The organism is Streptomyces sp. RLA131, from assembly GCF_056270125.1.
Genome location: NZ_JBWDOQ010000002.1, coordinates 4,584,466 through 4,611,436, shown reverse-complemented (window position 1 = coordinate 4,611,436; position 26,971 = coordinate 4,584,466). Strand labels below are relative to the sequence as shown.

Sequence of the window (26,971 nt, the reverse complement as noted above, 5' to 3'; positions counted from 1 at the left end):
GCAGACGGCCTGTCAGTGGCCGCCTATACCCTCGGGACCGACGCGTGACTCGTCCGAGCCGGTCTGCTTCGCCATGCGCTGACGTGCGGAAGCAGTTCTCTAGCGCGTCTGTTTAGCCAGGAGAGGGTTCCGCCGGAGTGAAGATCACCCCTTCCGCCCGTGTGCTGCGCATGCTGGGCGAGATCGAGTTCGACGAGTGGCAGTGCGTGGCCGAGCTCGTCGATAACTCTTTCGACGACTTCAGCGAAATCGTACGTTCCGGAGTTGAGTGGCCCGACGGTTACAAGGTCAGCGTGTCCCTGCCGTCCTCGGCCAACGGGGAACTCGTCATCGCCGACACCGGTCGGGGCATGACGTACGAGCGTCTGGAGCGCGCGGTGCGGGCCGGCTGGTCCGGCAACGACATGCACGACAAGCTCGGCCTGTTCGGTATGGGCTTCAACGTGGCCACCGCCCGCCTCGGCAAGCGCACCCGCGTCCTCACTACGCGGCCCGGCGACAGCGAGTGGATCGGCGTCGAGATTGACCTGGACCACATTCAGGACGACTTCGAGGCGACGGACATCACCGAGCCGAAGAGCGACCCCGCTCAGCACGGCACGCGGATCGTCATTGACCGGCTGAACCGGACGCGGGCGGAGTGGCTGCGCCGCAATGGGCAAGCCCTCCGCAACATGCTGGGCTCCGTGTACTCGTGGATCCTGGACGCGCGCGGCTTCGAGCTCTATGTGGGCGGGACCCGGGTTAAGCCGGTCCGGCACTGCCGCTGGGGGGACGACCGCTTCGTGCTCTACAACGGCAAGGAGCGCATCCCCGCGTACATCGCGATTGACGAGGAACTCCAGGACGGGGTGGCCTGCTCCGACTGCGGCCAATGGCAGCTGACTCACGGCGAAATTTGCGCCGACTGCGGAAGTGAGAAGCTCGCCGTCCGCAAACGCCGGATCTGGGGCTGGCTCGGCATTCAGCGCTACCTCCACAAGACCGACTTCGGCATCGACTTCCTTCGCAACGGCCGCAAGATCCTGCGCTGGGACAGGCAGTTGTTCACCTGGAACAATCCCGACGGCGCTCCCGGCAATGAGGACCCCGAGTACCCTGTCGAGCTTGCCCATCAGGGTGGCCGCATCATCGGCGAGATCCACCTCGACCACGTCCCTGTGACCTACCAGAAGGATGCTTTTGAGTATGCGGACCGGAGCTGGCGCAGCGCTGTGGAACTGTTGCGTGGGATGGCACCGCTCCAGCCCAAGAGGGCCGAAGCCCTCGGCTACCCAGAGAACCTGAGCCCGCTCGCCCTGCTGTTCAAGGGATACCGCCGTAACGACGCCGGCCTGCGCTGCCTGGTACCCGGTGACGGCCGCAAGCCCATCCATGATGAGACCCGCCGCTGGGGCAACGAGTTCCACAAGGGCAACCCAGACTTCCAGACGGACGAACGCTGGTGGCAGGCGATCCTCGAACACGAGGAGAGCAAGAACAAGGGGAAGCAGGCCAAGACGACGGCCAGCGTCCCGAACCAGCCCGACCAGCAGGCGGTCATGGACGCCCTCGGCGTGCCCGCCGACGCGCCCTCCTCTGGCACCACCCAGCCACCCGGCCCGGAGGCGGGCGGAGATGGCACGACCAGCATGACAAAGGAGAAGACCGAGACCCGAAGCGAGCGCCTGGCCCGCTACGAGAACGCCTCGACGCGGCACTCGTACCTCAGTCGCCCGTTCGGCCACCCCGACCTCGGCTACCTGAACGTCGAGACGCGCCTTCTCAAGAGCGGTGTGTCTCTCCTCGACGACTCGGGACAGGCCGTCCCGGTCCTGCTCGACCAGCGCGCGGGCAACGAACTCAGCGCCTTCGTCGATTCCGACCACGAGGTGTTCCAGCGGTTCGGCGCGGACTACGCCGATCTCCTCCTAGTCGAACTGGCACCTCTGCTGAAAGTTCGCGCGCGCTCCCAGTGGGGCCCGTCCCAGCTGGTCGCCGGCATCCGCGCCCAGTCCCTCAAAGAGAGCGCGCTGGACGGCAACACGGTCGGCGCAGAGGCCCGTGAACTGCTGAACGAGATCCGCAGCCGCACGGTCGCCGAACTCAACCGCTCCGGTGAGTACCGCGAGGTCTTCGGCCACCTCAGCGAGGAGGAGAGGACGGCTGTAGAAGAGTCGATGATCGCCTCCGGTCGTGTCGGCCAGGTCGGACGTTTGGGACAGGACGCCGGGTTCATCTCCTACCTCCCCGCACTGGCGCTCGTTCGCCTGGTGGAGGCGATGCCCGAGGCGTTCCTGGACCGCCGCGTCTTCTGGGGGCCGTACGCTGATGTGAAGTCACCGTCCGCGCGCTCCCTGAGCCTGGCCCGCGTCACGGGCTACCTGGCCGACGTGGCAACCATCGGAACCTTCGCCGGTGACGCCACGGCCCTCCAACTCCAGCGTGCCCGCCTCAGCATCACCCTGCTCGCTGACGAGCTGGCCGGTGACGAGTGAACGCCGTGTTCCTGTCCCCTGCCGAGCTGCGGGATGGGGGCCCAGCGGGACTGACCAAGGCACTCGAGCGGACTCTGTGGCACCTAGGGTTCCATGACGTTCGTGTCGTGGACGGCGCCAACGACCACGGCGCGGATCTCCTCGCTGTCCGGAACCGCGAGCAGTGGGTGTTTCAAAGCAAGTGGAAGGCGCACGGCACGGCGGACCACGCCGGCGTCGACGACCTCGAGCGGGCCCGTACGCACTACCGGGCGGACAAGGCCGTCTTGGCGACCAATACGAACATCACCTCGTCGGCCGAGGCGCGCCGCCGCGCCTTGGCGGGCGTCGGCGTCGACATCGCGCTGTGGCACGGCTCCACGATCGCGACCATCGGTGAGCGCATGCCGGAGCGCGTACCGAGCCCTTACAAGCTGAGGTCCTATCAGGCCGAGGCGGTGGAGGCCATTGAGCACGACCTGGCGGCCGAGGGCTCGGCCCTCCTCGTCCTGGCGACCGGATTGGGGAAGACGGTCGTTGGCGGGGAGGTCATCAGCAATCTCCTCAAGTCCCGTCCGCAGGCCAAGGTTCTCGTGGTGGCGCACATGCGCGACCTCGTGGAACAGCTTGAAAAGGCGCTGTGGCGGCACATCCCGAAGACCGTTCCCACCCGCCTCCTTACCGGTGAGAGCAAGCCCAGGGATTTGGCCGGGGTGGTCGTCGCGACCGTCGAGTCGGCGCTGGCCGCCACGCGAAACGGCTACCGTCCTGACCTCATCATGATCGACGAGACCCATCACGTGGCCGAGACCGGCAGGTTTGCGGAACTCCTCGATCTGTGTTCGGCTGCGGCGCAATTCGGAGTGACCGCCACCCCTTGGCGCGGCGACAAGTTCGACATCACGGCCCGTTTCGGCTACCCCAGCTTCACCATGGGCATCGCCGAGGGCATGGCGGCGGGCTTCCTGTCCGCCGTTAACTACCGACTGTACGCCGACGGTGTCGACTGGGACGCCGTCAAGGAGATCAGCCGTCACGGTTACTCGATCAAGGACCTCAACCGGCACCTCTTCCTTCCCCAGCGGGACGAGGAAATCGTAGAGCACCTGCGGGCGGCCTGGCGGGAGACCACCGAACCCCGCGCCATCGTCTTCTGCCAGACGATCGAGCACGCCGAACACATGGCGGATCTCCTCTCGGTCTCCGACCCGCAGTGGGTCAACGCCTCCTATCTCCACAGCGGCCTGCCCAAGCGTCACCGCAACGTCCTGCTGAACGAGTTCCGCCTCGGGCGTGTCCCGGTCATCACCTGTGTCGACGTGTTCAACGAAGGCGTCGACGTGCCCGACGTGAACCTCATAGCGTTCCTGCGAGTCACTCACAGTCGAAGAATCTTCGTGCAGCAGCTTGGCCGCGGGCTGCGCCTCGCCCCCGGCAAGAAGGCGCTCAAGGTCCTCGACTTCGTGACAGACATCCGCCGCGCCGCTGCGGCCCTGAACCTTCGCCGGACCCTGGAGGCCACCGAGACGGAACACCTGGATCTCCCCCACACCTCCCGGATCGAGTTCCAGGACGAGACCGTCGGCTCCCTCATGAACATGTGGATCCAGGACGCCGCCGATCTCGAGACCGCGGCGGACGAGGTCCGCCTCCAGTTCCCCATGCCGAAAGGAATCCTGTGACCGACTACAAGATCCCGATCGAGGTCGAAGCCGCCGTCCTCACCCGGGTCTTCGAACAGGCCGCCGAGGCCGACTGGCTCAACCTGCAGGACAGCGATCGCACCCGCCTCTACCAGCAATGGACGGACGACCCGGAGGTCGGGGGCCGGCTGATCGGATTCGTTGGCATGGCCGCGAACGTCCGGCCGTGGCTCAAGGACGGTCCGATGAAGGAGTACCAGCGGGCCCGCCGTGGCGTGGGCAAGTACGCCAAGTACGTGAAGAGGCCCGCCGCGACAATCGACGAGATCATCGCGAAGACGCTGGGAGCGGAGTGGGAGTCAGTTCCCCGATCCAAGAGGCAGAAGCCAATGCGAGCCAAGGTTCGCAGGGTCGGCTCGGAGGACGACGAACTGCACTTCGTGGCCGGTCCCGACGCGAGCTTCAAGCACCTGGTGTGGCCCGCCATCCTCGACCGCTCCGGTGGCGAGACCGCGCCATGGACGATCTGCGTCATCGATCCCTTCCTCAACCCCCTCACACGTGAGGACAAGGCCCAGCACGAGCGCCTGGCCAAGTTCCTGGGCGTGCGGGTTATCTACTTCAACGAGATGTAGAGGAAGTCATGTTCGACGACGGGTGGATGATCCAGGCATGGCACTCGGGGTTCGACGCCCGCGCCCGAGCCATCGTCGAGGCCCGCGCGGCGGGCCGCACCTTGGAGGAGGCCGGGGCCGAGTTCAGGGTGAGCCGCGAACGGGTGCGACAGGTCATCACCCAGCTGCAGCGAGGGCACGCCGCCATGACCGATATCGTCCACCAAGGATGGCGTGAGACTTTGCGGGCCGTCGGAGCGGCGCCCGCCGTCCGAAGAGAAACCTTCGCGGCAGCCCTGGGAGTGAGAGACCACGTCGTTCTGGAGTTGAACCTGTTGGAGGCCGGCCTGAACGCCCCGCACACGTGGACTGGCCCCCTGCGGGGTTGGTGGACCGCCCACCCCGACGCGCTCGACGCCGCGCTGCGCCGACTAGTGGCCAGCGCTCCCCTTACCGGCGACGCGCTCCGCGAGGCGGCCCGTACGGCGGGTGTGCCCGAGGGGATCCCCCTGACCGGCCTTCTCGATGACCCCCGCTCCAAGGTCGCGCCCAACGTGGACGGGCACTGGGTTCGCCGCAAGGCGAGGGGACGCGATTCCGCGTACCTGTACCTGCTGGAGGCCGGGCGTCCCTGTACGGCCGAGGAACTGCTCAAGCCCATGTCCGTGGCGACGGAAAAAGCGGCGCGGGCGGCGCTGCGTCGTGACGACCGGTTCATTCTGAGCCGGCCCGAGGGGACTTGGGTTCTGGCCGAGTGGTCACACCTGCGTCTCACGCCGTTCAGCAACGCCGTCGAGGCCCTGGTCGCGGTGGTCGCCGAACACGGGCCAATCGCCCGAGGATCCCTCTTCGCGAAAGTCACGGAGCTGTACCCCGTCACCGCGTGGCGGCTCACGCAGTGCCTGCTCAGCGACCAGATCGGCGAAACCGCCGACGGCCTCATCGACCTGGTCACCCGTGGCGCCCACCCGATCGAGGAGGCGGAGCCGGCCCAGCCGGCCACCATGGCCGTCCACGGTGATGTGCTGGGCGCCCGAATCCCCGTTGACCGGGATGTCATGCGTGGAAGCGGAGTGCGAGTGAACTCCTGGCTGACCTGGCGCCTTGGCCTCCGCCAAGCCCCCATGAGCCGCACGTTCGCCACCTTCGGGGGGCACGCGCCCCTCAGCGTCCGCCGCGGCACGAGCTTCGCGCAGGTCTCCAGTCTCCGCCGTCACGCCCTCGAACTCGGAGTGGGCGATGGCTGCGTCCTCGTCCTCATCCTGAACCTCAGGGAGGGCACTGCCCAGGTCCACCACGGTTGCGAGGAGGAAGTGTGTCCGGCGAGGGCCACGTCCTCGATCTGATCAGGGGTTTCTGGCAGCTCGAAACGGTGACCATCCGTGACGATGGCGCCGTCGGATGGCCCATGAGCCGTCTCGCCCAAGCTGGCCTCAACCCGGACGAGACGGTAATGGCCACGAGCATGGGCGACGGGTGGATCGTCCTGCGGCGTCTGACGGACGCCATCGACGACCTGCTCAGTGGCCGTTCCCTCTAGCGAGAGCGTGGCCGCCCGTGGGTGTAGACCTCGCCCCCACCCGCCGCGCCTGGACCTCGTGGGCGATCAGCTCGGCAGCCGACTCCGGAGCGTCGTGCTCCCAGACTCGGATCACGGCCCAGCCAGCGATGCGGAGAGCCTCGGTGGTCTCGACATCCCTGTTCCTATTGCCCTCGATCTTGTCCCGCCAGAACTCGGCGTTCCTCGTCGCGGGACGGTAGTGCTCGGGGCAGCCATGCCAGAAGCAGCCGTCCACGAACACCGCGACCCGGGCACCAGAGAACACTAGGTCCGCCCGACGCCGAATCTCAGGAATGGGGCGCGTGTCCACCCGGTAACGCAGGCCGCGCCGGTACAGCAGCCTCCGCAGGGCGAGCTCGGGACTGGTGTCCTTGCCGCGATTGGCGCGCATCACGGCGCGAACGCTGGTGGAGGACGCCTTGGAGTCGGCCGGCAGGGGCCGGTCGCTTACCAGGCCCATTTCCCTGGCCTGGCGCCACGCCGCGGCGAGGTTCTCCCCGCGAGCGGCGCCGTCCACCTCGCAGACATAGTGCTCCCGCGTGCCGCCGTCCTGCGACCAGCGGAGATAGGCCCGGATACGCCGTGTCCGCCGGTACAGCTTGAGGGCAATGGAGGCACGCGCGTAGCGGCCGTCGCCGAGGGCGACAGCACGCCGGTCACGACCGCCCGCAGCGCGGTCCTGTTCCAGGGTCGGAGTGGTGGAGCCCGGCCGCCGCTTGTACGCGCGCTCGAGGGGAAGGCTCTCCTTCCAGTGCCCGGCGCGTCCTGTCGGCCGAGTCATGGCGTTACTGACCCGCCGCCCGCAGGGCGTCGGCGACGGCCCTGGCGAAGAACTCACCGAGAACCACCGGGACGGCGTTGCCGAGCTGCCGCATCTGCTCCCCACGGGGGCCGGAGCCGATCCACTCGTCAGGGAAGGTCATGACACGGGCGGTCTCGCGGACGGTCATGTAGCGGTGACGATAACGCCATCCCGTCGGAGACGTGAGGTCCTCGAACCGCTCGTCGAGCTCCATGACGGACTCACCGCCGGGGACACCGTGAACCCCGGCCTTGACGGTCTTGGCGGCGCGGTCGAGTTCGTTCGGGGTGTGGCCCTTGTAGATCCTCGCGCCCGGCCAGCCGATGTGTCCGGGGAACCTCTTCCCGCCGAAGTCGCGCTTCTCATCGAGGCGGGTCAGGTCGACCCTGGGAAGGGCCGGGAGCTCCTCGGCGGTGCCGTAGCCCTTGATGGCATCGCGGAGGGTACGCCAGGGCAGGCACTTGTCCTCCTTGATCACCTCGGGCAGGCGCGCCATGACGCGCTCCTTGACGTGGGGGGGCACGTCATGGCGCGCCCAGTAGGAGCCGTCCCGCATGGAACGATGGAGGGCGTCGTCCGAGTAGCGGCGCCTTCTCACGTGCGCCGCGAAATCCCTGACGATGTCAACGCCAAGGTCGGCGCGGAAGGCGACGATGACGACCCGATTGCGGATTTGAGGGACGCCGCAGTCCGCCGCGTTGACGGGGAACGCGATCACCCTGTAACGGTCGGCGCTCCTGTCGTCAACGGGGAGGCCGCCGTCGATGTCCAGCTTGTGTCCCGCCGGGTCCGGATCGCCGAGCGCCCCCATGAGGGCGCCGTTGTGCTCCTGCCAGGTCTTCCTGGGGTCGCGCTCCATGAAGGGCAGGCGCAGCTCGTTCCTGATGTACTCGAAGTAGCCGCTGAACGACGGGCGCAGCAGTCCTCGGACGTTCTCGCAGATCACGGCCTTCGGCCTCATCTCGCGGACGGCGTTGAACACGGCGGGGAACATGTTCCGCTTGTCCTCGTCGCCCTTGGCGACACCCCCGGCGCTGAACGGCTGACAGGGAGGGCCACCTGCGAGGACGTCAACCTCGCCCTCGAACTTCCGAAGATCCAGGTCGCGTACATCCCCCGGGTACAGGGGCGCGGGCTCGCCGACCTTCGGCGGAACGGGAGTCGTCTCCCTGACCTCCACGAGTCCGTCATCGCCGAGAGTCCTGCGGGCGCTGGCGAGGAGCGTCTCGCAGGCCCTCCCGTTGAACTCGTTGAACAGGAGCGGGCGGAAGCCCGCGCGGTGGACCCCCATGGCGAGGCCACCCCCGCCCGCGAACAGCTCCACGCTCGTGCGGCAGCGAGGGATCTTGGTCTCTTCTGGCTGGTCACCCATGGCCAAATCGTACCGCGGAGTGGCTGAAAATCTGAGCGTTTCACTCGAACGGATGATCGATGGGTGGGGAAGCTCATAGAGTGGGCCGCGATCCAGATCTTAGGAAAGAGAGAAGGATGACGGGAAGCAGCGGGGCGGACGGTCGCGGGGTGTTCCACGACGACTTCCGGCTGAGTATCACCAAGGCCCTCGGAGACCAGCTCGCCCAGGCGCTGAGAAGCCTCGGGCGGGCACCCCTCAGCGAGGAGAGCCTGGCCAAGCTGGAAGAACGACCGGGGGTGTACCAACTCTACGTCAACGCCAGGTTCGTCTATGTGGGAAAGGCGGACCGACGGCACAAAGGGCTCCCGGGGCGACTCCGCAACCACCTGCGCAAGTTGTCGGGCCGGAGCAGCCTCGACCTCGCCGACGTCACCTTCTCATGTCTGTACGTGGACGAGGACTTCTCCGCCCTCGCCCCCGAACAACTCCTCATCAACCACTACAAAGAGCGGGGTGGGATCCCGTGGAACAACAGCGGATTCGGAAGCAAGGATCCCGGGCGCAGACGTGACACGACGGTCCTTAAGAAGGACCACTTCGACGTGCAGTACCCCATCAACCTCGACGCACTTGTCCAAGAGGTCATCCCCGGGACGAACGATCTGCGGACCTTTCTGAAGAAGCTCAAAGCCGGCCTGCCCTACAACTTCCGGTACGTGGAGCCCCCGTGCGCGGCGGACGTCTCCGTCGAGGTGCCGGACGGTCCCCTCACGGCGGACGAGGCGTTCCGCCTGGCCTCCGCAGCCCTGCCCGTTTCCTGGCAGATCACAGCACTCCTGAACTACGTGATCATGTATGAGGAGGAGGAACGGTACAAGAGCGCGTCGCGCTATTACCGCGCCGGTGAGGTAGTCGATCAGGAGCCGGAGAAGTCCTCGGCGCCTCTGACACCCGAGGACCTTAGCGACATCGAATAAGGGCCTGCGAGCCGACGTCGCTCCAGCGGGGAGGGCGCCCGCTGGGTGCCTGCCGAGCGCAGGTCGCGGACGGGGACCTGCGCCTCACAAATGAGTGCTGAGGACCGGGTTTCATCATGAGAGCCCCAGCATCGCCACCGTCACGTCATCGGCAGGGCGGATGCGGGCTGGTTACTCGGGCTGGGTGCGGGACTGCGCCGCTGTGGATGTTGGGCCCTCCTGACTTTCCGTGGGTCAGGGTCGGCTTGGGAGGTCAGGGCCGTAGCCTTGGAGGTTGAGCATGGCAGGCCTATGAGGGGTCCGGGGCCGTGGAAGCCGAAGGCGACGCGGGTAACGAGCCGAGCCCTCACTCAGCCTTCCTCCCCCGATCCTGCAAGACCTTGAGGGCGATCGCAACGCTCCCGACGGCGATGCCGACCGCCGGGCACCCGCATTCTCGAGTGCCTTGTCCCTCACCTCCGCGGCCGCGGATATCCTTCGTCTCGCCTCCCATGAGGGGAGGCCGGACTCGATTCTGAGCAGCCCGTGGAAGTCAAGGACGCCGGTCGCGCGACATGGTTGCGCGAATCCACCACAGCCCGGGACGCAGCCGCGTGCGGCAGCACCTTCGCATTGGCCGTGCCGGCAGCCACACCCATGCGGGCCAAGAGGGACTCGGTGCTCCGCGAGATGAGTTCCAACCGGTCGTGCCGGACAGCCTTCAGTCCGCGACGATGCGCGTCCAGTTCCTCCGGAGACTCGTCCAGCACCCGGTCGAGTTCGAGCACGTCGATCGCGTCCTGCAATTGGCAGCAGCGAGCCAGAACCGCGCGCCCCTCCTGAACCTCCCGCTCTGCTGCCTTGGCCGTCTTGGCGAGGCCACGGACCTTGGTCTCCTGCTCCATCTTCTCCGCGATTGCTCTGAGTTGACGCAAAAAGTGGCCCTTCGCGGGTGAGGGTGGTCGGGGAATGACGCGCGGGATCGCCGGTTTGGCTAGCCGGCGATCCCGCGCTATGTTGCTCCGCTTCGAAGCAGGCCGCGTTCATATGCTCCGAGTAGTCACCGGTTTTCCGTAAGCGTCAGCGGTGCTCCGGGCGCCGGCCGTCCTGCGGTGCGTCTGCGACTTCCCTGGACCGTTGCGGGCTGGAAAGGTGGAACTGAAGCTGTCACCGACTGCGTCGACCGACGGGCATCAGTCGACGGTGCAACTTGTCCGCCACCCGCATCCGCAGCGAGTCCAGGGAAACGGGGCCTGCCAGGCCCCGTGGGCCGGAGCGGGCAGGAACAGGTCCGTCCGTGCCTGCATAAGAGGCCGGCGTTCAGGCGCGCCCCAGGTTGGCCGGGGACTGTCCCTCGCGGACGAGGCGTCGTCCATGTGCTGCCCGCCACGGGACCCTCCAGGCTCCTTCAACGGATTTCGGCGCGGCAGACTAGCTAGTATCCTGCGTCACAAATTTCGAGTCTAAGATCGTAATTGCGGGACAAGCCTTAGCCCGCGATGTGAGCAGCGGCGCCAGGGACCGGGCGACCCAAAGTCCGCCCGCGTCTCCCGGGCTCCAATTGAGGTCGGCCGTCAGCTAATTGCATCTAAGACTTTGAAGCCACCAAACCATCGTCAATCGCGGAGCGTGAACCCGCCCATCCACCTGGAATCTTCCAGACGGACGCGATCCCCTGCACTTCGAGGTAATCGACGTAGACACCGACATCCTCAGTAAATAGGCCGACGAGACGTAGATTTACCTCGCCCTTGTAAAGAAAATGACCATATTCAAGCAATTGGGCTACCGCCTCACGCACAGCCTTGGTGGGGTTCCCAGATTTGACCACTTTGGCCTCAACTAGCCATTCCCTCCCTTGCTTACTCAATACCAAGTCTCGCGGGTGAACTCCTTCAGTGACGGGCGTGAAGCCTCGAAGGTGGATGTACGGTCCGAATTCTCGGATTAGAGTCTCGTGGCGTCGCGTCTTGAGCTGCTGCCGAACAGCGATCTCAGATGTGTAGTCGCCATCATCTTTAGGTCGAAAACCCTCCAGCCCCTCATATTCGGGATACGGAGACTCGGGCACGTACTCAATCACCTCCCTCTCCTGTTGACCCACCCAGTCGTGCCCCGTGATCACAGCCGCTTGCTGAAGAACCTCGGCCATTCTCCATAGATCCTCGCGGAGCTCCTTCTCCTCAGGCATATTACTCACGACATATTGGCGAGCAGCTACACTACTCGCTTCATAAGCCAAGGCCCTCCATCCCTTATCCTTGAACTCGGGCCTATGATCCCAGCCATTCACAATACTTTGCGGAAGTTGCTTAAACAGCTGACGTGCGGTCTGAGCGAGTGGCGTCCGAAGTTTTTCACCTCTAGTTTGTAGCTCGACTTGCAAACGAGTAATGCCCTGTTGGAGCGTTAGGGTCACAGACTCCAAGTCCGTTGCGAAAATATAAGCAAGATATAGCCCATATTTCGGGTCGCGAGTGATATCAGGGTCGTACACGCCAATCCATGGGGTGTAGGTAGCATCCCCTTGCCCCCCATACCCCTCGATCTCCAGACCCGCCGGAACAAGCGCGCCGAGGTGCTGAGGTGCCGCACGAAGCAGATCTTGGGCGGGGACACCCCGTGCGGCTTTCTTCGTCTTGTCGTACGTCGCCGCCACCGTGAGGAGCAGTTCTCGTATGTCCATGCACAGACAATACGCAAACCAACACCTGAGGCGACCGATTTTGATCACTTTCAACGAGGCATCGACGTGTAGGAGGCGCCCCAGAGCCCCAACGCAAGCATGGAGTCGGGCAGGGCTGGGGCAACTGCCCCGGCGTCCAGGCCCGTACTCGCACCTCAGCCCGCCGCAGGGCCTCAGCCGCTCGCGGCGAACATCACCGTTAGGGCTCCGAAACTGCGCGGACGCTGGCGTCCAGTTGCAGCCGTGCCGCAACGGCAACCTCGGCCCTAAAAGCCGCGTCAAGCGTGCCGACGATCCGGTCCAGCCGGGCCAATAGATGCTTGATCCCAGTGCCGCCGGTAACACCGTCAGGCGATCTCACTTCGCACCACCGGATGATCCCGGAGGACAGTGTGACTCCCGGGGCGACTTCGTGTCAGCAAGAACCAACCGTCGCCACCGCCCGAGCCGATGAGCTGCTGGATCTCCATCCCTTCCAGGAAGCCACACTCCTGGGCCGCCCTGGAGTAGAAAATCCAAATTGAGGGAGTCGGGCCAGCAAGCGTCGTCTGAGCCGAACGCCCCGGTGATCGCGGCAAGATCCGCGTCTGACAGGTCTTCCGACATCACGCCTCATCCAACTCCGCCTCGAAGTGCATCTGGGCGCGGTCGAGGATGTCGTCCGGGTCGCAGCCTCGGTCGGCCAGCCAGTGGAGGAGGTCGGTGATCATTTCGGTGGCGGTCTCCGCCACGGCGGGGGTACTGCGGATGGGCTTGGCTTCGTCGCTGCGCCACCGCAGGGCATAGAGCTCGACGAGGGTGCTCCCACGCTCCACCCTGTGTCGACCGGCGGACGGAGCCGGGGCGTCCACCTGGCGGGAGAACTCACAGCAGACGGCCTTGCCGGTGGCCGTGGAGACGGCGAACCAGCTGTCGGCGAGGGCGGCTACCAGGCCCAGTCCGCGCCCGGACTCCTCGCACGGGTCGGCCTGGCGACACCGTGGCAGGACCGGGCTGGTGTCGTGCATCTCGATGCGCAGGCGACCGGCGTACTCCTCCATGAACAGGGTGGCGGCGGTTCCCTCGCCTACGTGCTTGATGACGTTGGAGGCGAGTTCGGAGACGGCGAGCTGCGCGTCGTACGTGACAGCGGACGCGCCCCACATGGCGAGTTGGTGGTCGATGACTCGGCGGAGGCCGGCGACGGCTCCGGGGTCGGACTCGAAGGGAAGGACGCAGTGTCGACGGGGTGCGTCGGACCGGTAAAAGGGCAAGGCGGACAGCCCCCTTCGGGATCACTCGGTGTGCGCGAGATATCGCGCTCCGCAATCGAGTATGTCACTGAGAAGTTCCACCATGTAACTTCTCACGAGAGTTCGCCCGATTGATCCGGTGGATCATCAACAGCTGGGCCGCGTAGCCTCGTTCACGCGCGCGGCTGGTGCAGGGGCATCCGGGGCGGGCGCTGATCGGAGGCACTGCAGCATGTCGTTCGGGCCGACAACTCGGCGTCGCCAGCTGGGTTCGACCATGCGCAAGCTCCGGGAGCGCAGGGGGATGACGCTGGAGGAGGCCGGGAAGCTCGTCGGCGTATCGAAGGCCACGGTCAGTCGGTACGAGACGAAGGAAGGGCCCATCAAGTGGCCGGTCGTCGACGCGCTGTGCCGGGTCTACGAGGCGAGTGACAGCGAGCGGGAAGCGGTCGTCACCCTCGCGAAGGGAGCGAAGGAGCAGGGGTGGTGGAGTTCTCTCGGCGTCACGCTGCCGGAGACGATGAACCTCCTCCTGACGCTCGAGGACGAAGCGGTACGCGAGGACCACTTCGCGACGGTCTACGTACCGGGACTTCTCCAGACCCGCGAGTACTCGGAGGCGGTTCTCCACGCGTCCGAGATGCGCCGTCCCGCGGAGGAGATCGAGCGACAGGTGGGCATCCGGCTCAAGCGGCAGCAGATCCTCGGGCGGGAGAACCCGCCCCATGTCTGGGCGGTCCTGGACGAGTCCGTCGTCCGGAGGGTGGTCGGAGGAGCGGACGTGATGCGGGCGCAGCTGGCGCATCTGCTGGGATGTGCCGAGTCGCCCAACATCACTCTGCAGGTGCTGCCGTTCTCGACCGGTGCGCACGCGTCCGCCATGGGTACGTTTGTGATCCTCGGGGGTCCCGAAGCGGCACTCGACGTGGTCTACCTCGACCTGCACACCGGCGCCCTGTTCCTGGAGAAGGAGCACGAACTGGATTGCTACCGCAGGGCATTCGACTACCTGCGCGCGCAGGCCCTGGACATCACCGCCTCCACGGAGATGATTCGGCAGGCCCGTGAGGAGATGCGGTGAACGGCGTGGGAGCGACCTGGTTCAAGTCGTCGTACAGCGGGGGCGCCAACACCGAGTGCGTGGAGGCGGCCTTTGTCGTGGAGGGCATCGCGATCCGGGATTCCAAGGAGCCGGGCGGGCCCGTGCTGCGGTTCGGTCGCCATGCCTGGTCGGAGTTCGTCTCCGTGGTGGGTGAGTCCGGCCCGGCAGGCTTGCCGCGTCCGTAGGCCGGGGTTCACCGCCAAGGCCCCGGGGCGCGCGTAGGGGGGTGTGCGCGGGGCGTGTGGGGGTGGGGGTGGTGGGTGGGCCGTGTCGGCGTCGTGGTGGGGGCGTTGAGCACTGGGCCGGGGTGCGTACGTATTCCTGTACGCATTGGGCGCGGCGCTGGCGTTACCGAGCGGTGAGGCGGGACCACGATGATGCGTTGGCTGGTGATGGCCGGGGCGAGCTGTGGGTTGGCCGTGCTCGCGGTGGCGGGTGGGCTGGCGTTGTTGCCGCGGGGTACCGCTGAGGCCGTGGAGGGGGCGGCTGTGGGGTGGGTGGTGCTGGGGTTGGCCGGGTTCCTGTTCGGGGTGATGGCCAAGCGGTCGCGGGGGCGCGGGCGGTCATGAGGTGCCGTCGTCGTCCCGGCCGCGGCGGGCTCGCCGGCTGAGGAGTGAGCGCAGGCGGCCGAGAATCTGTTCCTCCTCGGGGGCCAACGCGTCCGGGGTCCGCGGGCGGGGCTGTTCCCGTTCCCGTTCCTGTTCCTCCCGGTAGTGGCCTTGCAGAAGCTCTGGGCCTGCCGTACGGCTTCGACCCGGCCGAGGCCGCCGAGCTCCTCGGTCCGCATGGCCTGGGCGACGGCCACCTCCCAGTGGTCCTGGGCGCGCTTCCAGTCGTTCTTGTGGGCGATGCGTACAAAGTGTTCGAGGAAGTCCACGTCGCTGGGCGTGCCGTGGAAGTAGTTGCCGAGCCGGGCTATCCGCACCGGAGGGTGCAGGCGCTGGTGCAGCTTGCGCTTGCCGAAGATGAACACGGACCGGCTGGAGGCGTAGCCCTTGCCCCCGGTGATGCGGTTGTCGATGAGGTGGCCGGCGAAGCCACCGATGACGGCGGGAATGACCAGCCAGCCGGCGAAGGAGAGGATCCAGGGGAACAGGGTCCGGTCCTTGGCCGCGGGTGAGTTGCCGATGAGGGCGTTGTACGCGACGCTCCAGCCGTCGGCGATCCAGGTGGCGACGTAGAGGCCGAGGGTGACGGCCACGGTCAGCAGCCCCCAGTCGATGATGAACTGGACGACGCCGGACAGGGCCTTGCGGGAACGGAAGATGCGGCGCAGCCCCTCGCGGAGGGTCGGTTCCGGTGGGGGTGTCAGCGCGGGCGGCAAAGTGGTCATCGTCAGCTGTCGCCCCCGCCCCGAGTGACCGGCTCTCCCCTGTCCGTGGCGGGATTCCAGCCATGTGACGGGTGGTTCAATCCGCTTTTCGGCAAGCGGGAGCGGCGGGCGGCGCACGCCGTGGGCGCGCTTACCGGGGGCCTACGCGTAGTGGGGGACGATTTTTCCGTGGAGTGGCTTCGCGGTGCGCGGTCGGACCATTACGCTGAGTGCCCAATATCAAACGGGGACGTGCGGGGGCGGGACGAGACGGTGAGCGGAGGACCGTATGGGGAACGCACGACCGGGTGAGGCGGGTCCTGGGCCGGGGCCGGGGCGGCCGAGCAGTGGGGAGGAGGTGCAGGTCGGTGAGTTGCTGGCGCGGGCGCAGAACGCGTTCGAGGTGGCTGACGACGTGCTGGAGCGGTTGACCACCGCGTTGATGGCCCATACCGAACTGGCCTCCTTCCGGCAGCGCAAGGGCCCGCCGCAGAAGTTGAGCCGTCGGACGTTGCGGCACAACTACCTGCTGGCGGACGGCAGTAGCCTCAGTCTCTGGGAGATCGAGCACAACACCGGGCCGGGCGGTGACCGGCGGCACGAGGTGTACACGGATCCGGAGTTCCTCGCGGCCGCCCAGTATCTGATCGACAGCCGCTTCGGCGATCCGAGCCCGGAGGAGCTGGAGGCGGAGACGGCGGAGTGGCTGGCGCGGTTGCCGGAGCTGGCCGCGCTGGAACTGCCGCAGGGGCCGCGGCAGTACTCCGAGGACCGTTCCGCGGAGCACGCGTGGCGGGTGCTGCGCCGGGCGGAGAACGCGGACGCCCCCGGGGAGCGGATACGGCGGTTACTGCTCTCGGCGATCGGCCACGACATCGCGTACGTCACCGGGCGCCATCTGCGGGCCGGCGGGCGGGTGGTGGGCTGGACGCTGTACGAGCACGCCTTCCTGCTGGCGACCGGCGAGGAGATCAGCCTGTGGGAGGTCGAGCACACCATGAACCCGGAGGGGCGGCCGGTGTGTGAGGTGTACGACGACGAGCGGGCGGCGTGCGACGCGGCGGATCTGCGGCTGGAGGCCCTTTAGGCCCCGTCACCCGCCAATACGACGGTACGACGTGAAAGAGGCGGGCTTCCCCGGATCGGGGTTGCCCGCCTCTTTCATGGTTCGGGTCGACTAGACCGACAGGCCCTTCGAGCGCAGCCACGGCAGCGGGTCGATCGGGTCGCCGCCGCCGGGGCGGACCTCGACGTGGAGGTGGGGACCGGTGACGTTGCCGGTGGCGCCGACGCGGCCGATGGTGTCGCCGGTGGCGACCTTGCCGGAGGTGACGGTCATCGAGGAGAGGTGGCAGAACCACAGCTCGGTGCCGTCGGGGAGGGTGAGGATGATGCGGTAGCCGTACGAGCCAGCCCAGCCGGCGGAGGTGATGGTGCCGCCGTGGATGGCCTTGACGGGGGTGCCGGTGGGGGCGGCGAAGTCCTGGCCGGTGTGGGTTGAGGCCCACAGCGAACTGGTCTCGCCGAAGCCGGCGGTGAGGGTGTACGAGGCGACCGGCTTGACGTAGCTCTTGGCGAGCTCGGCCAGGCGCTTGGCCTCGACGGCCACCTTGGCGGCGGCTGCCGCCTTCTTCTTGGCGGCGGCCTCGGTGCGGACCTTCTCGGCGGCCGCGGCCTTGGCGTCCTTGGCGGCGGCGAGGTTGTCGGCGGCGGCCTTCTGCTGGGAGGCCTGCTGGAGGATCCGGGTGCGCAGGGACTCGCCGGCGTTGATGTCCAGGTTGCCGGCCGGGTCGGCGGCCTGGGCCTCGTCACCGCTGTCGATCAGGGTGCCGATGCCGGGCAGGCTGTCCACCTCGGGCAGGTCCGGGAGGGACACGGCGAGCGGGTTGTGCCCCTCGGCCGTGGCGACCCCGCTGCCGACGCCGAGGACGGCGACGGCAGCGACACCGAAGACGGCCGAACCACGGCCGAAGGTGCGCTGCTTGGAGACGCGGTGACGGCCGCGTACGGGGGCCGTGGACTCGCGGGTGGGGTTCCAGGTGCCGGGGCCCTCGTCGTGGCCCTGGCTCTGCTCGTAGCCCTGGTCGTCCTGCTCGGGCTCGAAGTGCGACTCGGGCGCGGGCTGCGGCTGCGGCTGCCGCTGCGCCTGCGCCTGGGGCTGCGGCTGCCGCAGGGGCGCCGTGCCGAAGGCGGACCACTGCTCGGGCTGCTGAGCGGACTTGGACTCGGGCTTGGGCTCGGACTTGGACTCGGGCTTGTGCTCGGCCCTGGGCTCGGACGGGCGCTTGGGAGCGGCATCCATCAGACCGGCGGCCGCGGCCGCGTCACGCAGCTCCGCCCAGCCGGCCGCCATGTTCCATTCGCCGGTGTCCCAGCCGTCGACGGCGTTCTTGGTGGGGGCTGCCTGCTCTGTCGCGGGGGGCGTCCAGCCGGCCGCCATGTTCCACTCTGCGGTGTCCCAGTCGGGGTTCGCGGTGTAGTCGTACCCGTCGTACTGCTGGGAATCCGGTATGAGGGCAGGCTTGTTCGACGCCACTCGGGCGCGCTCCTTTCCTTCCTTCTCGCCTACCGGGTTAGCTGACGGGTTCGGAGCAGGAAGGTCTCCTACGGGTCTGCCGGAGCAGATCCGATTCACCCCAGGGTGTTGGTTCCCCGGTTCCCGCGGACGGGATTCGGCAAGCGCGCGGTTGCCGTCTGTTCGGCGGCGGGACGACCGCGCTGCGTTATCGAACGTTAATAGAGGCGCAGGGGAATTCCAAGCCGCTTCGGGCAGTTCACAGCTGGAATCTATACGCATGGATCCCGCAGAAGCGGGCAAAAGGGCGCCAGCACTGTGACTCGCGGGAGATCTGAGGATACGTCAGCCGTGACCCGCGAGCGGGTGGACGGTCACTTCGTGTGACGGTCGGCTGGTGGGTCAGCGTCCGCCCAGCGCTCTGGCCAGGCGTTGGTCGAGTCGGCGGGCGGTCGCCTCGGGGGTGGTGTCCTTGTCGTCGGCGTGGGTGACGAGCATGAGATGCACCTCACGTTGGAGCAGCCGGCTGAAGGTGACGTAGTGCGCGGTCGCGGGGCGGGCGCGGGCCTGGCGCAGGGCGCACCAGAGCAGAGTGGTGTAGCCGGGTCTGCGGCCCCCGGGTCCCCGGGAGGGGGTGGACTCGGAGCCTTCGCGGACCGGACGGTCGTAGTACCAGGCGGCAGGGTTCGCGGCGGTGCAGTCGGTGTCGCTGGTTCCGTACGCGGACTGCCGGGCGGGGGCGAACCCGGCCTGCAGCAGGGCACGCTGGCGGGTGCGGCCGGTGAGGAAGCGGATCAGGTCGGCGGCGTCGTCCTGGCGGGCGCTGGTGGCGGCGATACCGAGGCTCTGGCCGCCGAGGACGGCCGTGCCCGGGAGCCGGGCCACGCCGAACCGGGTGGAGGGGGCGAGTCCGGCGTCCAGTTGGTTGTAGGCGTAGGGCCAGTCCCGCATCAGGATGCTGGCGCCCTGCCGGAACTGGGCGAGGGAGACCGATTCGTCGGCCTCCAGCGATTCGGGGGCCAGGCTGTTGGGCGAGTTGATCCGGTTGAGCTCCTCCAGCCCCTGGCGCAGGGCGTCCTGGCTGCCGGTGTAGCGGCCCTGCCCGTCGACCAGGTTGACGCCGACGCTCCAGAACGCCTCCAGGGTGTTGACGGTCAGTCCCTCGTAGGCGCGCAGCTGGGTGGTGTACGCGGGCAGGCCGATCGACCGCACGGCGGCGAGCAGGTCGCTGACGGTGGTGTATCTGCGCAGGTCCTCGGGGCGGCGGCCGGCCTTGGTGAGGAGGTCGTCGGTGCGGTAGTAGAGCAGCCCGACGTCGGTGTTGAAGGGCACGGCGTAGGTGCCGCCCTTCCAGCGGCCGGCGTCCGCCGCCTGCTGGAGGAAGTCGTCGTCCACGAGCCCGGGGTCGAGCCGGCGGATCAGCCCGCCGTCGGCGAACTCCGGGATCCAGGTGATGTCGAGGTTGACGACGTCGTACGTGGCGGTGCCCGACTGGAGGGCGCCGACCAGTTCGCTGCGCTGGTCGTCGGAGGCGCGGGGCAGTTCCACGAGCCGGGCCGGGCGCCCGGGGTTGCGCCGGTTCCACTCGTCGATGAGCCGGCGGCGGATCCCGCCGCCGGTGGTGCCGGTGGAGGTGGCGGAGGTGGTGAGGTCGGCCCCGCTGGCGACGATCAGGGGGCGCGAGGTGTCGGGGGGCGGCTGCGGGGCGGGGGCGGGGGTGCTGCCGCAGGCGGTGAGCAGCACCAGCAGGGCGGCCGCCCGTATGCGTCGGGGCAGCGCCGCGCCGTGCGGGGCGCCGGTCATGAACGGCCCGCGGTGAGCTGGGCGATGGTGTCGGCGAGGGCGGTGGACAGGTCCTGGGAGGTGTCGATGCAGGCCCCGCCACGGGCGGTGACCTCGGTGTTGAAGGCGAGGTCGCAGCCGGTGTCCTCCAGCGACACGACGACGACCGGGACGGCGGTGTCCGGGGCGTCGGCCCGGGGGCTGTTGGGGCTGTCCTCGTCGTCGGTGATGAGGACGAGCAGGGGCGTACGGGCCCCGGAGCCGCCTGAGCCGCCTGAGGCGCCGGAGTCACCGGAGCCGCCGGAGCCGCCGGAGGCCGAGCGGGCGGCGAGGCTCTTCGTGAGCCGGCTCAGCGCGGTGGTGACGGGCGCGTCGCGCCGCACGGGGCGGAGGGCGCGGACGGCGGTGGCCAGCCGGGCGTCGCTGTGGGTGCCGAGCGGCAGCAGGGTGGAGCCGGGAACCGCGGTGATGCCGTATCGGTCGTCGCCGGTCAGGGACGCGGCGGCGCGGGTGAGTACGGAGCGGATGGTCGCGGCGTCGTCGCCCCCGTACGCGGAGCTGGACACGTCGACGGCGAAGACCACGTCGCGCCGGGTCCCGGCGGCGCCCCGGTAGGCGTCCAGGAGGGCGTCGACCCGGCGCTGGTCCGGGGGTGTGCCGCCGGTGCGGGGGTGGGCGGCGAACGCGGCGCTGTTGAGCGGTTCGCCGGGTCGGGGGCCGGCCGTGCCGTGGCGGAAGCCCTGGGCGGCCAGGGCGCGCTGTCCGGCGGCCGAGGTGAGCCAGTCGCCGAGCCGGTCGACGGCCTGGTCTCGGTCGGCGCGGTCGGCCCGGCCGGTCTCCCAGGTGACCGGTACGTAGGACAGCCGCAGCGGCGGCACGTCGCTGGGGTAGTAGGCGGCGTACGAGTCGCCGGTGTTGCTCAGGCAGGGGGGACGGGAGTCCAGCTCGGGGGTGTCGAGGGCGGCGGCGGTGGACTCGGCGACGAGCAGGGCCAGTTGCTGCTGCGGCGAGGTGCCGCGGGCGAGCCGGGCGTCGCAGGCCAGGGTGCGGTCGTCCTCGGGCAGCACCCCGGAGCGCGGTCCGGTGGTTCCGGTCGCGCCGGCCGGGAGGTGCAGCAGCAGATGCAGGGCCGCCTCGGAGGAGCGGGGGGCCGCGTTGCGTACCGACAGGCCCGCCGCACGGGCCGCCCGGACCAGTTGGGCCAGGGTCCGGCCGGTCTGCTGGGCGCCGGGGATGTTGCGGGTCGCGGCGACGACGGCCGGGGAGTCGGCCAGGGTGCGCGGTGCCGAGCCGAGTTCCACGACACTCTCCGGCTTACGGGTGTCCGCGAGCACGCGGTCGTACGTCGTGGCGGAGGCCGGGATCCACACGTCCGGATGCGGCCCTACGTCCCGCAGCGGCGACTCGCAGCCGGAGCTTCCGGAAGCTCCGGAACTTCCGGCGTCCGGGCTGGAACCGGCGCTGGAACTGGCGCCGGAACTGGCGCTGGTACTGGCGCTGGAACCGGTGCTGGAACCGGTGCTGGTGCAGGTGCGTTCGGGCTCGGCCCAGTCCGCGGAGTGGCGGAAGGCGTCGACGACCTTGTTGGCCGGGGCGGAGTAGACCGTGGTGTTGATCTGGCCGCAGCCCTGCGGGCGGTCGCCGATCGCGTCGGTGGCGGCCCGGCTCTCCTGGAAGGCGTCGAGTACGGAGGTCAGGGCGGCCCGGGTCTCGGTGGAGGTCAGGACGCGCAGTTCCAGCGGGGCCGGGCACAGGGCCGCCGGGCGGTTGGCCGCCCGGTAGCCGGTGATGCCGCCGGCCAGCAGCGCCAGGGCGGCGAGGCCGCCGACCGCCCGGTGCCACGCGGGCCGGCCGGGGCCGAGGACCCAGGTCCAGACGAAGGCGACGTACGCGGCCAGGCGTCTGAGCCGTAGCTGTTCGCGGGCCAGGATCCGCTGCCAGCGGGGGACGGTGCCGCCCAGCCGGGCCTGGGACAGCACGGTGTTGTGGGCGCCCCCGATGGAGAGTTCGGTGGGCACCCAGGGACCGTGGTCCGCGCTGGGCGGCACCGCCTGGTCGGCCGCGAGTTCGGTGAGCCGGATGCCCAGCGAGCCGACGGTGACGGGGTCGTGGGTGCTGGTGCCCTCGCGCAGCACGCGGAGCACCGCGGCGGTGAAGGGGGTGGGGTCGATGCCGTTGCCGTTGCCGATCCGTCCCAGCGGCTTGGCGGAGGTGATGAGGGCCATCGGGCGTCGTTCGGGCAGCGGCACCCGGCCCGCCGTGCCGGAGAAGCAGCAGTCCAGGACGAGCACGACGACGTCGGCGGGCGAGGCGGTCAGGTCCCTCAGCAGGCCCTCGTAGGGGATCGCGTCGAGATGGGCGCCGGTCTTGGTGGAGTCGCGGCACATGAGGTGCAGCTCGGGGGGCCGGCCCTCCTCCAGGTGGAGGTAGCCGTGTCCGCTGAAGTAGACGAACAGCAGGTCCTGGGCCTGGGCGGCGGCGGTCTTGACGGCGTCCAGCACCCGCTGGCGGCTGCGCGGCTCCCGTACCGTCTCGACGGTGCTCGGGATCATCCGGCCGAGGGTGCTGGATATCAGCACGTCGCGCAGCTGGGTGAGGTTGGCGTTGACGGAGGGCAGATTGGCGAAGTGATCGGCGTGCTCGTACTGGGACACGCCGATCAGCACCGCCCGTGACCGGGAAGCGAAGGGCTCGTACGCCACGGCGTGCGGCCTATCCCTCGATCGCCCGGCGGACTTGGGCCGCCTTCGCCTCCAGTTCGCCTCGGGTGACGGTGTCACCGGCCGTCAGGACGATCCGTACGTCACCGGTCTGGATGGTGATCGTCAGGTCGTCGGCCGGCGGCCGGTTCACCAGGTGGTCGTACACACAGCGGAGCAGGCTCAGGGCGGTGGCCTGGAGGGTGCCCTCCAGCAGCTGGACCACCAGGTCGTAGCCGATGCCCATGGTCCCGTCCGACGACCGCTCCCGGTGCCCGACCAGCCCGGCCAGTTCGTCGTCGGCCTTCAGCCACTGCTCCAGCCTGCGCAGATCCTCCGCCGGGTCCTCGCTCCCGTCGAGCGTGACCGTCACCTCGTGGGGTTCGCCCGCTCGCGCGTCCAGTCCCATGTCCGTTCGCCTCCCCCGTCCCGTCGACGTGGCGTACCGAGCTGCCCATCCTACGCTGACGGATCATCACTTTCGTTGCTACGCGGCCGATTCGGTCGCCGGGGGAACCGCCGAGAGCGGGGTGGCGATGTCCTCCAGCGAGCGCCCCTCGGCGCGCACCGCGAGGGCGGCGGCGACCAGCCCGGCGATCGTCATCAGGCCGGCGCCGATACCGAAGGCGAGGGCGGTGTCGGCGGGCACCCCGGAGGAGGTCAGGTTGGCGAAGAGCAGCGGGCCGCTGATGCCGCCGGCGGCCGTACCGACCGCGTAGAAGAAGGCGATCGCCATGGCCCGGGTCTCCATCGGGAAGATCTCGGAGACGGTGAGGTACGCGCTGCTCGCGCCCGCCGAGGCGAAGAACAGCACGACGCACCAGCACGCGGTGAGGGTCACGGCGGTGAGGCTGCCGGCCTGGAAGAGCCAGGCGGTGGCGAAGAGGAGCACGCCGCTGAGCAGATAGGTACCGGAGATCATCGGGCGGCGGCCGACGGTGTCGAAGAGCCGGCCGAGCAGCAGCGGGCCGAGGAAGTTGCAGGCGGCGATGACGGCGAAGTAGTAACCGGTGTCGCCGGACGGGGTGCGGTAGAAGGTGGTGAGGATGGCGCCGAAGCCGAAGGTGACGGCGTTGTAGAGGAAGGCCTGCCCGATGAACAGGGCCAGGCCCAGGGTGGTGCGGCGCGGGTAGTCGCCGAAGACGGTGCGGGCGATGGTGACGAAGCCGACGGACCGCCGCGGGTGGATGGTGATCTCCCCTTCGCCGGGCGGGAGTTCGTGACCGATGTCGTCCATGACCCGGCGCTCGATGGAGGAGACGAGCTCCTCGGCCTCGTCGCCGCGTCCGTGGATGAACATCCAGCGCGGCGACTCCGGCACGTTGCGCCGTACGACCAGGATCACCAGGCCCAGTACGACGCCGAGCCCGAAGGTGAGCCGCCAGCCGAGGTCGGCGGGGAACAGCGCGGTGTTGAGCATCAGCACGGACAGCAGCGAACCGCCGATCGCGCCGAGCCAGAAGCTGCCGTTGATCATCAGGTCGACGCGGCCCCGGAAGCGGGACGGGATCAGCTCGTCGATCGCCGAGTTGATGGCCGCGTACTCGCCGCCGATACCGAAGCCGGTCAGGAAGCGGAAGGTGAAGAACCACCAGGAGTGGAAGGACAGCGCGGTCAGCGCGGTCGCGGCGAGATAGACGACCAGGGTGATCAGGAACAGCTTCTTGCGGCCGAAACGGTCCGTCAGCCAGCCGAAGAAGAGCGCCCCCAAGCAGGCTCCCGCGACGTACAGGGCAGCGGCGATGCCGGTGACCTGGGAGGAGGTGATGGGCAGTCCGCTGCCGTGCTCGGAGAGCCGGCCGGCGATGTTGCCGACGACGGTCACTTCGAGGCCGTCCAGGATCCAGACGGTCCCGAGGCCGATCACGATCAGCCAGTGCCACCGCGACCAGGGCAGCCGGTCCAGCCGGGCCGGTACGGAGGTCGTGACGGCGGACTGCTTGCCTCCGGCCGCGCTTCGGCTTCCGGCTCCGGTCCGGCTTCCGGTTCTCTGCTCTTCACCGTCGACGGTGCTCATCGGGCGGCTCCTCTCGGCTCACGATGAAGTTGCGTCTGCCCCGACTGGGAGCCGGCATGCGGTGGGTACGGTCCGCCCATGACGGTGAACACGGACGAGCCGGTGGCACAGCGGTACCGGGACTTCGCGCGGCACGCCCGCGGCAAGTCACCCCGGTACGAGGAGCTGGCCGGGCGGATCGCGGACGACGCGGAACTGACCGGGCTCATCTCGGAGCTGCCGGCCGGCAACAAACAGCAGCCGAACCTGCTCTTCGGGGCGGTCCGTCTGCTGGGCGGCCCGCAGGAGGACTGGGCCGCGTTCCGCCGCTGGACGGTGGCCCACTGGGACGCCGTACGGGAAGTGGTCCTGGCCCGAGCCACCCAGACCAACGAGGCGGCCCGCTGCGCGACGCTGCTGCCACTGCTGGCCTCCCTGCCGCAGCCGCTCGCCCTGCTGGAGGTGGGGGCGTCGGCGGGGCTGTGCCTGTATCCGGACCGCTACCGGTACGCCTACGACACCGGGCAGGGCTTCGGACCGGAGTTCGGGGCGGCCGGGTCGCCCGCGGTGTTGCGGTGCCGGGCGGAAGGCGGCGTACCGCTCCCGCAGCCGGGGCGGGGGTCGGGACCGGGGTCGGGGTCGGGACCGGGGTCGGGGTCGGGACCGGATCCGGGGTCCGGCGCCCTGCCGGAGGTGGTGTGGCGGGCCGGCATCGACCTCAATCCGCTCGACCCGGCCGACCCGGACGACGTGCGGTGGCTGGAGTCGCTGATCTGGCCCGGTCAGGAGCACCGGGTGGCGCGGCTGCGGGCGGCCATCGCGGCCGTACGGGGCGCGCGGCCGCAGGCCCGGATCGTCCGGGGCGATCTGGTGGAGCGGCTGGAGGAGGTCGCGGCCCGGGCCCCCGCCCACGCGACGCTGGTCGTCTTCCACACGGCGGTGCTGACGTATCTGCCGACGGCACGCCGGGAGCTCTTCGCGGAGCGGGTGCGGGCGCTGCCGGGGGCCCTGCCGGGGCGGGTGCACTGGGTGTCCAACGAACACCACAGCGTGTTCCCCTGGATCGGCGGGCCCCGGCCGGACGACGATCTGCTGACGCTGGCGCTGGACGGCCGGGCGGTGGCCCTGACGGACGGGCACGGCGAGAGGCTGCGCTGGCTGCCGGCATGAGCCGCCGCCGACGCGGATGCTCGGCCCGTCCGGCGATTGAGGAACAGCGCGGCCGAAGGCTGCGCAACCCGGTGAGCGATCTCGGCCACCCGCACTGCCGAGCCCGCCCGCGTGGCGCCTGGCACAACCCCCGCCGCGAGCGCAAGGCCCACTGGTGCGCGCGGGATGGCTGAGTCATCCTGCTGGAAAGGGCACCAACCCGAAGGAGGCTGCGATGAAGCTGGGCAAGCCGCTCGCGACCGGATTCGCGGAAGACGTGGTGGAAGCGGAAGTGGACTGGACGGCCGACGACCCGGCCGTGGTCCCCGAGGAGGCGCCGGAGGCGCCCGAGCGCCGGCAGGTGGTCGAAGCCTCGGCGTCGTGAGGCTGTTCCGCGAGCGGTTGCCGCAGGAGCGGCCGGCGGTCCCTCCGACCGGGTACAAGGTCGCGTTCCCGATGCTGTCGGGCGACGGGACGCGGGCCGGGTTCCGGGGTGTCTCGCTCGGGGGACAGATCGTCTACGGGGCACTGGACGACGCCCGGTGCGGCTACGGGCGCCGCCATCCGAGCCCGGCCCGGGGCTGCGACTGCGGCTTCTACTGCCTGCACTCGGCGTCGGAGGCCCAGGCCCTGACCTGCGCCACGGACTGCCAGGACGCGGTGATTCTGCAGGTCAGCGTGCTGGGCTCGTACACGCGGTACGAACGCGGTATCCGCTTCGCGCGGCAGCGGGTACGGAACATACGGGTCGGGGCGTGCCGCTGCGGCCACCCGGCGCGGGCGTTCGTCCGGACGGACACGGGCCTGCCGGGCTGGCGGGGGCTGCGCGGCACCTGTCCGGGCTGCGCGGCCGGGCTGCGGCTGCTGCCGCTGACGGAGTTCGCCCGGCTGGCCGGCTCCTGGGTGAACGTGACCACGGACGCGGGCGCGGGGACGGGTACGGGCGCGGGTACGGGCGCGGGTACGGGCGCGGGTACGGAACTGCCGTCGCTGGCGGCGGAGGCCGCACTGCTGCGGGCCCGGCTGGACCGGTTCCAGGCCCGGCTGGCCGAACTGGAGGGCGGCCCGGCGGACGGGGGGTAGGTCCAGCAGGACCAGGTTGGCGCGCTCCG

Annotated in this window: 23 protein-coding genes and 1 riboswitch; of the genes, 12 read left to right on the top strand and 11 right to left on the bottom strand. The window is 69.1% G+C overall.

The features are described from left to right. Positions 1–137 precede the first annotated feature (137 nt). From RWE79_RS21870 to RWE79_RS21850, 5 genes are read left to right on the top strand one after another with little or no spacing between them, the layout of a single operon-like run. Positions 138–2,477, top strand: coding sequence for an ATP-binding protein (locus RWE79_RS21870; protein ID WP_475941758.1), 2,340 nt, complete (start codon positions 138–140; stop codon positions 2,475–2,477). Next, the gene (locus RWE79_RS21865) at positions 2,474–4,138 is read left to right on the top strand and encodes a DEAD/DEAH box helicase family protein (protein ID WP_475941757.1); all 1,665 of its coding nucleotides are present in this window, start codon (positions 2,474–2,476) and stop codon (positions 4,136–4,138) included. Before RWE79_RS21870 ends, RWE79_RS21865 begins: the two co-directional genes overlap by 4 nt. Next, on the top strand, positions 4,135–4,734 hold the full coding sequence (locus tag RWE79_RS21860; protein WP_475941756.1) for a hypothetical protein: 600 nt from the start codon (positions 4,135–4,137) through the stop codon (positions 4,732–4,734). The genes RWE79_RS21865 and RWE79_RS21860 overlap by 4 nt, the downstream gene beginning before the upstream one ends. An 8-nt stretch (positions 4,735–4,742) precedes the next feature. Continuing rightward, positions 4,743–6,059, top strand: a complete 1,317-nt coding sequence (locus RWE79_RS21855; protein WP_475941755.1) for a sigma factor-like helix-turn-helix DNA-binding protein — start codon at positions 4,743–4,745, stop codon at positions 6,057–6,059. Further along, the gene (locus tag RWE79_RS21850; RefSeq protein ID WP_475941754.1) at positions 6,029–6,253 is read left to right on the top strand and encodes a hypothetical protein; all 225 of its coding nucleotides are present in this window, start codon (positions 6,029–6,031) and stop codon (positions 6,251–6,253) included. Before RWE79_RS21855 ends, RWE79_RS21850 begins: the two co-directional genes overlap by 31 nt. Here RWE79_RS21850 and vsr read toward each other — a convergent pair. Both vsr and RWE79_RS21840 read right to left on the bottom strand, forming a co-directional pair. Then, entirely contained in the window at positions 6,234–7,055 is an 822-nt protein-coding gene (gene vsr / locus RWE79_RS21845; RefSeq protein ID WP_475941753.1) for a DNA mismatch endonuclease Vsr, read from the bottom strand. The two genes, RWE79_RS21850 and vsr, sit on opposite strands and share 20 nt — an antisense overlap. A 4-nt stretch (positions 7,056–7,059) precedes the next feature. Beyond that, positions 7,060–8,448: a DNA cytosine methyltransferase gene (locus RWE79_RS21840; protein WP_475941752.1), complete on the bottom strand. Its 1,389-nt coding sequence runs from the start codon at positions 8,446–8,448 to the stop codon at positions 7,060–7,062. Positions 8,449–8,564: 116 nt separating this feature from the next. On the opposite strand from RWE79_RS21840, the gene RWE79_RS21835 reads away from it, so the two are divergent. Further along, positions 8,565–9,407: a GIY-YIG nuclease family protein gene (locus RWE79_RS21835; RefSeq protein WP_475941751.1), complete on the top strand. Its 843-nt coding sequence runs from the start codon at positions 8,565–8,567 to the stop codon at positions 9,405–9,407. Between the two features lie 452 nt (positions 9,408–9,859). On the opposite strand, the gene RWE79_RS21830 is transcribed toward RWE79_RS21835, so the two are convergent. The 3 genes from RWE79_RS21830 to RWE79_RS21820 form a co-directional block, all read right to left on the bottom strand. Further along, positions 9,860–10,291, bottom strand: coding sequence for a hypothetical protein (locus RWE79_RS21830; protein ID WP_475941750.1), 432 nt, complete (start codon positions 10,289–10,291; stop codon positions 9,860–9,862). 683 nt (positions 10,292–10,974) lie between these two features. Continuing rightward, positions 10,975–12,072 carry an MrcB family domain-containing protein gene (locus RWE79_RS21825; RefSeq protein WP_475941749.1) on the bottom strand — a complete coding sequence of 366 codons (1,098 nt, stop codon included), beginning with the start codon at positions 12,070–12,072 and terminating at the stop codon, positions 10,975–10,977. Positions 12,073–12,677: 605 nt separating this feature from the next. Then, positions 12,678–13,325 carry an ATP-binding protein gene (locus RWE79_RS21820; protein ID WP_475941748.1) on the bottom strand — a complete coding sequence of 216 codons (648 nt, stop codon included), beginning with the start codon at positions 13,323–13,325 and terminating at the stop codon, positions 12,678–12,680. Positions 13,326–13,536: 211 nt separating this feature from the next. Here RWE79_RS21820 and RWE79_RS21815 point away from each other — a divergent pair, with 211 nt between their 5' ends. Both RWE79_RS21815 and RWE79_RS21810 read left to right on the top strand, forming a co-directional pair. Then, positions 13,537–14,385, top strand: coding sequence for a helix-turn-helix domain-containing protein (locus tag RWE79_RS21815; RefSeq protein WP_475941747.1), 849 nt, complete (start codon positions 13,537–13,539; stop codon positions 14,383–14,385). Next, a complete protein-coding gene (locus tag RWE79_RS21810) occupies positions 14,382–14,591 on the top strand; it encodes a DUF397 domain-containing protein (RefSeq protein ID WP_475941746.1) in 210 nt (69 codons plus the stop codon). The genes RWE79_RS21815 and RWE79_RS21810 overlap by 4 nt, the downstream gene beginning before the upstream one ends. 8 nt (positions 14,592–14,599) lie before the next feature. Here the strand turns inward: RWE79_RS21810 and RWE79_RS21805 are convergent, their stop codons facing one another. Continuing rightward, positions 14,600–15,739 (bottom strand): DUF6313 family protein, encoded by a 1,140-nt coding sequence (locus RWE79_RS21805; protein WP_475941745.1) that lies wholly within the window; start codon positions 15,737–15,739, stop codon positions 14,600–14,602. Between the two features lie 268 nt (positions 15,740–16,007). On the opposite strand from RWE79_RS21805, the gene RWE79_RS21800 reads away from it, so the two are divergent. After that, positions 16,008–16,805 (top strand): DUF6227 family protein, encoded by a 798-nt coding sequence (locus RWE79_RS21800; RefSeq protein WP_475941744.1) that lies wholly within the window; start codon positions 16,008–16,010, stop codon positions 16,803–16,805. 90 nt (positions 16,806–16,895) lie between these two features. On the opposite strand, the gene RWE79_RS21795 is transcribed toward RWE79_RS21800, so the two are convergent. The 5 genes from RWE79_RS21795 to RWE79_RS21775 form a co-directional block, all read right to left on the bottom strand. After that, positions 16,896–18,020 (bottom strand): M23 family metallopeptidase, encoded by a 1,125-nt coding sequence (locus RWE79_RS21795; RefSeq protein WP_475945990.1) that lies wholly within the window; start codon positions 18,018–18,020, stop codon positions 16,896–16,898. A gap of 245 nt (positions 18,021–18,265) precedes the next feature. Continuing rightward, positions 18,266–18,406, bottom strand: a riboswitch (cyclic di-AMP (ydaO/yuaA leader). Positions 18,407–18,635: 229 nt separating this feature from the next. Continuing rightward, complete coding sequence (locus RWE79_RS21790) at positions 18,636–20,036, bottom strand: extracellular solute-binding protein (protein ID WP_475941743.1); 1,401 nt, start codon at positions 20,034–20,036, stop codon at positions 18,636–18,638. After that, entirely contained in the window at positions 20,033–22,717 is a 2,685-nt protein-coding gene (locus RWE79_RS21785; protein WP_475941742.1) for a caspase, EACC1-associated type, read from the bottom strand. The genes RWE79_RS21790 and RWE79_RS21785 overlap by 4 nt, the downstream gene beginning before the upstream one ends. A gap of 10 nt (positions 22,718–22,727) precedes the next feature. Continuing rightward, on the bottom strand, positions 22,728–23,123 hold the full coding sequence (locus RWE79_RS21780) for an effector-associated constant component EACC1 (RefSeq protein WP_475941741.1): 396 nt from the start codon (positions 23,121–23,123) through the stop codon (positions 22,728–22,730). Between the two features lie 78 nt (positions 23,124–23,201). Continuing rightward, a complete protein-coding gene (locus tag RWE79_RS21775) occupies positions 23,202–24,731 on the bottom strand; it encodes an MFS transporter (RefSeq protein WP_475941740.1) in 1,530 nt (509 codons plus the stop codon). 78 nt (positions 24,732–24,809) lie between these two features. Between RWE79_RS21775 and RWE79_RS21770 the strand changes: the two genes are divergently transcribed. The 3 genes from RWE79_RS21770 to RWE79_RS21760 all read left to right on the top strand — a co-directional run bounded on the left by RWE79_RS21770 (position 24,810) and on the right by RWE79_RS21760 (position 26,942). After that, complete coding sequence (locus RWE79_RS21770; protein WP_475941739.1) at positions 24,810–25,880, top strand: DUF2332 domain-containing protein; 1,071 nt, start codon at positions 24,810–24,812, stop codon at positions 25,878–25,880. Between the two features lie 214 nt (positions 25,881–26,094). Next, the gene (locus RWE79_RS21765; protein ID WP_475941738.1) at positions 26,095–26,244 is read left to right on the top strand and encodes a hypothetical protein; all 150 of its coding nucleotides are present in this window, start codon (positions 26,095–26,097) and stop codon (positions 26,242–26,244) included. Beyond that, a complete protein-coding gene (locus RWE79_RS21760) occupies positions 26,241–26,942 on the top strand; it encodes a hypothetical protein (protein ID WP_475941737.1) in 702 nt (233 codons plus the stop codon). The genes RWE79_RS21765 and RWE79_RS21760 overlap by 4 nt, the downstream gene beginning before the upstream one ends. Positions 26,943–26,971 lie beyond the last annotated feature (29 nt).